We start from the raw sequence: 5175 nt of genomic DNA, 5'->3' as shown, positions 1-5175 counted from the left end.
CCCGCCGGCTCGATCTTCAGCGACTTCACCTCTGCGATGAAATCCTTTGCCCTGAGCCCAGTCTCGAACACCACGCTGGTTCCAGGCAGCGGCGCGAACGACCAGTTGCCGTCGGCCGACGGATTGATCGTGCCCTCGCTGATGACATAGCGCACGATCACGTCGCGGTTGGTGTCCGGCGCCTCATAGATGATCTTCGAAGCGTTTATGTCCGGGAAATTGCCGCCGCCGCCGGCGCGGTAGTTGTTGGTTGCAACGACGAATTTCTGTGCAGGATCAATCGGTTTGCCGTCGAACATCAGGTCGACGATGCGGCTGGATCCGGCATTCGCCAGCCCGCCCTTGGCATCGTATTTCGGCGGCTGCGACAGGTCTATCCTGTAGGCGACGCCGTCGATCACGTCGAAATTGTAGGATGGGAAGTCGGTGTTGATGAGTGGCTGGTCGGCCCTGCCCGGTTCGATCCGGTTGAAGATGCCGACCGACATCTCCAGCCATTCCTTGACCTGCGCGCCGGTGATTTCGACGGCCCGCACGGTGTTGGGATAGAGATAGAGGTCGGCGACGTTCTTGATGGCGATGTCGCCCACCGGCACGTCGGTGTAGTAGTCGGCGCCGCTGCGTCCGCCGGCCTTGAAGGGCGCCGCCGCCGAGAGCAGCGGCACGTCCTTCCATTGCGTGCTCTTCAGTATGTCCTTGAGATACCAGCTCTGCGCTTGGTTGACGATCTGCACCGACGGATCGTCGGCGACGAGGGCGAAATAGGAATAGAACGGCGCCGAGGTCTTGCCGACGGGGCGGCGCACATAGGCGAGCGTCGCCTCATGGTCCTGTTCGAGCGCGGCGATGATGCGCCGGTCGTCGCCAACCGTCGCCTTGTTCTTGCTGTCGACCCGCTCATAGATCGGCCGCGCCTCGGACGTCGCGGAAACCACCCTCCACTTCGAGCCGTCGCGCTCCAGAAGCAGATCGATAAGGCCCATATGCGAGCCCCAGAAGCCGCCCATCACCGCCGGCTTGCCCTGCAGCGTGCCCTTGCCGGTATCGACACCGTCCAGCGCCTGGAAATCCTTCTTGCCGGGAAAGACGAGATGCTGGTGGCCGGTGAAGACGGCGTCGATGCCGTCGACGCCGGCGACGAAGAAGGAGGCATTCTCCATCATCTCGCCCTGCTTGATGTCGATGCCGGAATGGGAGAGCGCAATCACGATGTCGGCCCCCGCCTCCCTGATCTCGGGCACCCAGGCCTTGGCCGCCTCGACGATGTCGCGCGTTTTCACATTGCCTTCGAGGTTCTTCAGGTCCCAGACCATGATCTGCGGCGGGACGAAGCCGATGATGCCGATCCTGATCGGCTGCTCGGCGCCCGACCCGTCCTTGATCTTCCTGTCGAGGATGACATAGGGCTTGAGGTAGAGCCTGTCGTCGCGCGGGTTGGCGGCAAGCGTCGTGCCGCGGATCAGGTTGGCGCAGACGAAGGGAAAATTGGCGCCGGCCAGCACCTTGTCCAGGAACGACAGGCCGTAGTTGAATTCGTGATTGCCGAGCGTCGAGCATTCGTAGCCGAGCAGGTTCATGCCCTTCATGATCGGATGCAGGTCGCCATCCTTCAGGCCCTTCTCGTAGGCGACGTAGTCGCCCATCGGGTTGCCCTGCAGAAGGTCGCCATTGTCGATCAGCATCGCATTGGTGGCTTCCTTGCGAACCGCGTCGATCAGCGAGGCGGTGCGTGACAGGCCCATCGTGTCGTTCGCCTTGTCGGCGTAGTAGTCATAGGGCAGCACGTTCACGTGGATGTCGGTCGTCTCCATGATCCTCAGATGCGCCTGATTGGCCGCGGCCCGGGCGGAGAAGGGATGCAGCATGATCAGCGCCCCGGTGGCGGCGGCGCCGGCCAGGAATTCGCGACGGGAGACGGGCAGTCGTGACATTGTTTTCTCCTCTTCGACAACGCGACACCCCTGCCAGCGAGCGCGGAGCTTGCCGGTGAAGGAGGTCTAAGTCCATGTCCATTGAAAGGCCTGTCGATCACGACAAGGTGACGTGTCGATGAAACGGATGCCGGCGCGACGTCAGCCCTTGTCGTCGTCGCCCTGGGTGATCAGCCGCGCGCTGCGCTGGCCGGTGAAGTAGATCCATAGCCAGCTAAGCGAGACCGCGAGCCGGTTGCGGAAACCGATCAGGAAATAGATGTGCGCCACGCCCCAGAGCCACCAGGCAAGCCAACCGGTGAGCTTGATCCAGCCGAAGTCGATCGCGGCCGCGCGCTTGCCGATGGTCGCCAGGTCGCCGGCGATACGACTTCGCGTCCCTTCCGCTATCAACATGCCGGCGAGCCGCGCCTTGATCGTCGCGGCGACGTGACGCCCCTCCTGCTTGGCGGACGGTGCCACGCCCGGCACCGGTGTCCCGTCCGGGCGCAACACATGCGCGGTGTCGCCGATGACGAAGATTTCCGGGCTGCCCGGCACGGTGAGATCGGGCTCGACCAGCACCCTGCCCGCACGGTCGGCGTTCGCCCCCAGCCATTCCGCCGCCGGCGATGCGGCAACGCCGGCGGCCCATAGGATTGTCTTTGCCGGCAGGCGCTTATCGCCAAAGATAACGCTGTCCGCATCCAGCTCAGTGACCGCTCGTCCGAGCTCGACCGTGACGCCAAGCCGCTCCAGCGCCGTCTGGGCATAGGCGGAGAGCGCCGGCGCGAAGTTGGCGAGGATGCGATCGCCGGCCTCGATCAGCACCACGCGCGTCTGCCTGGTGTCGATGTTGCGGAATTCGTCGCGCAGCGTGTCATGCGCGAGTTCCGCGATGGTGCCGGCAAGTTCGACGCCGGTCGGCCCGCCACCGACGATGGCCAGCGTCAGCAGCGCCTGGCGCCTCGCCACATCGGTTTCGCGCTCCGCCTGCTCAAAGGCGAGCAGGATGCGACGGCGGATCGTGGTGGCATCCTCAAGCGTCTTCAGCCCGGGTGCGAACGGCTCCCATTCGTCATGGCCGAAATAGGCGTGGCGCGCACCGGTGGCGAGCACCAGCGTGTCGAAGGCAACCGAGCCGCCGTCCTCGAGCAGCACGCGCCTGCCGGCGCGGTCGACGCCGGTGACGTTGCCCAGAAGCGTCGTCACGTTCTTGCGCTTGCGCAGCAGATGACGGATCGGCCAGGCAACCTCGGAGGTCGCCAGCGAGGTGGTCGCCACCTGGTAGAGCAGCGGCTGGAACAAATGATGGTTGCGCTTGTCGATCATGGTGATGCGCACCGGCGCGCCGGCCAGCGCATGGGTCAATTCCAGGCCACCGAACCCGGCGCCGACGACCACGACATGATGGCTGGCTTCGTTCATTCACTTACCTCGCCAAGCAAAATCCACCCGACCCAATCTAGGTATTATTGTGCATTGCAACAATAGCGGGAAGACCGTCCAATTGCCCGGGACTCGCCGCCGGATGTCGTGAATGCACATGTCGACCGGTTGGCACGAGGTATAGCCTCATGGCTGGAACGACAGGAGCGCAGCATGGCTGACGATCGCGACGAGCAAGGCCCGGCCCAATACGCCTCCCCGCCCTGTTTCATGCATGAACTCGACCCGGAATTCAGGGTGCCGCTCACCGACTGGAGCGATGTCAGACGCTGGCGCAAGGCCGAGCGCGAGAGGCTGATCGCGGCGCGGCTTGCAGTCTCCGCCGATGCCCGCGCGGCGATGTCGACGCGCATCGCCGTAGGCCTCGACGCTCTGGTCGGCGATATTGGCGGCCGCATGGTCAGCCTCTACTGGCCTTTTCGCGGCGAGCCGGATCTGCGGCCCTGGATGGCGTCGATCAACGAACGCGGCGGGCGGACCGCACTGCCGGTCGTGATCGAGAAAGGGCAGCCGCTGGTGTTCCGCGCCTATAGGCCGGGCGACCGGCTGGAAAAGGGAGTCTGGAACATCCCGATTCCGGCGGAAGGCGATCCGGTGCTGCCAGACATCGTCATCTCGCCGATCGTCGGCATCGACCCAGGCAAGTATCGACTTGGTTACGGCGGCGGCTTCTTCGATCGCACGCTGGCGGCGATGCCGTTCAGGCCGCTGGTAATCGGCGTCGGCTACGAATTGCAACGCATCCCGACCATCTATCCGCAGCCGCACGACATTCCGATGAGCAAGGTGGTGACGGAGGCCGCTGGCGCTTAGCGGCAGCTAGGCCATCTCCGGCCGCAAGCCGACGGCCGTCCGGTCGACGATCTCGCGCAGCGCGAAGGACGAATTGATCTTCGTCACATGCGGCATGGCCGACAACCATTCCTTGTGAATGCGTTCGTAGTCGACCAGATCCTTCGCGGCGATGCGCAGGATGTAATCGTATTCGCCAGACATCAGATGGCAGGACAGCACGTTCGGGCAGCGCTTGATCGCCGCCTCGAAATCCGACAGCGTCTTCTCGAACTGCCCCGACAGCGATATATGCACGATCGCCGTCATCTGGTGGCCGAGCGCGGCGTTGGAGAGCCGCGCGTGATAGCCGCGGATGGTGCCCGACTTCTCCAGATTGTCGAGCCTGCGCGAGCAAGCCGATTGCGACAGGCCGACCTTCTCGGCAAGTGCCGCGTTGGGTATCCGGCCATCTTTCTGCAAAGCCTCCAGAATGGCGATATCAATCCTGTCGAGCGGCATTTTTCGTGTTTCCTGCGAAAATATTGATATTTTGCGCAACAATTATCGAAGCATGCCGGTTCAGGCAAGCGCATTCGCAAACACCTGCGAGCCGATTCATGGTTCACTCCACAAATACAGGGAACGCGCCCGCAAAGGGCCGGATCAGGAGACAGAAAATGCGCGTCGGTTGCCCCAAGGAAATCAAGAACCACGAATATCGCGTCGGCCTGACGCCGGGCTCGGTCCGCGAATATGTCGCGCATGGCCATGAAGTGCTGGTCGAGACCGGCGCGGGCGCCGGCATCGGCGCCGACGACAACGCCTATCGTGCCGCCGGCGCGACCATCGCCAAGACGGCCGCCGACGTGTTCGCCAAGTCCGACATGATCGTCAAGGTCAAGGAACCGCAGCCCAACGAGTGGGTTCAGCTGCGCGACGGCCAGATCCTCTATACCTATCTCCACCTCGCTCCGGATCCGGAACAGACCAAGGGCCTGCTGGCCTCAGGCGTCACGGCAATCGCCTATGAGACCGTCACCGA

The 5175-nt window shown here is 63.6% G+C and carries 4 protein-coding genes and 1 pseudogene; 2 read left to right on the top strand and 3 right to left on the bottom strand.

The genetic code is table 11. From position 1 onward, the window contains the following. Together EN742_RS23540 and EN742_RS23535 are read right to left on the bottom strand one after the other, a co-directional pair. Positions 1-1931: bifunctional 2',3'-cyclic-nucleotide 2'-phosphodiesterase/3'-nucleotidase (locus tag EN742_RS23540; RefSeq protein ID WP_128333340.1), on the bottom strand; the 1931-nt coding region annotated here is incomplete at its 3' end. 141 nt (positions 1932-2072) lie between these two features. Beyond that, positions 2073-3338, bottom strand: coding sequence for an NAD(P)/FAD-dependent oxidoreductase (locus EN742_RS23535; RefSeq protein ID WP_128333339.1), 1266 nt, complete (start codon positions 3336-3338; stop codon positions 2073-2075). A gap of 174 nt (positions 3339-3512) precedes the next feature. Here EN742_RS23535 and EN742_RS23530 point away from each other — a divergent pair, with 174 nt between their 5' ends. Further along, on the top strand, positions 3513-4172 hold the full coding sequence (locus tag EN742_RS23530) for a 5-formyltetrahydrofolate cyclo-ligase (RefSeq protein WP_127407250.1): 660 nt from the start codon (positions 3513-3515) through the stop codon (positions 4170-4172). A gap of 6 nt (positions 4173-4178) precedes the next feature. Here EN742_RS23530 and EN742_RS23525 read toward each other — a convergent pair whose 3' ends face one another. Continuing rightward, positions 4179-4652, bottom strand: coding sequence for an Lrp/AsnC family transcriptional regulator (locus EN742_RS23525; RefSeq protein WP_126054644.1), 474 nt, complete (start codon positions 4650-4652; stop codon positions 4179-4181). A 158-nt stretch (positions 4653-4810) separates the two neighbouring features. Here EN742_RS23525 and EN742_RS23520 point away from each other — a divergent pair. After that, positions 4811-5175, top strand: a pseudogene (locus EN742_RS23520) (alanine dehydrogenase); the annotation flags it as partial.

The organism is Mesorhizobium sp. M4A.F.Ca.ET.020.02.1.1, from assembly GCF_004022645.1.
Classification (GTDB): domain Bacteria; phylum Pseudomonadota; class Alphaproteobacteria; order Rhizobiales; family Rhizobiaceae; genus Mesorhizobium.
Note: the sequence above shows the minus strand (reverse complement) of the source record. Positions and strands in the feature narration are given on the sequence as shown.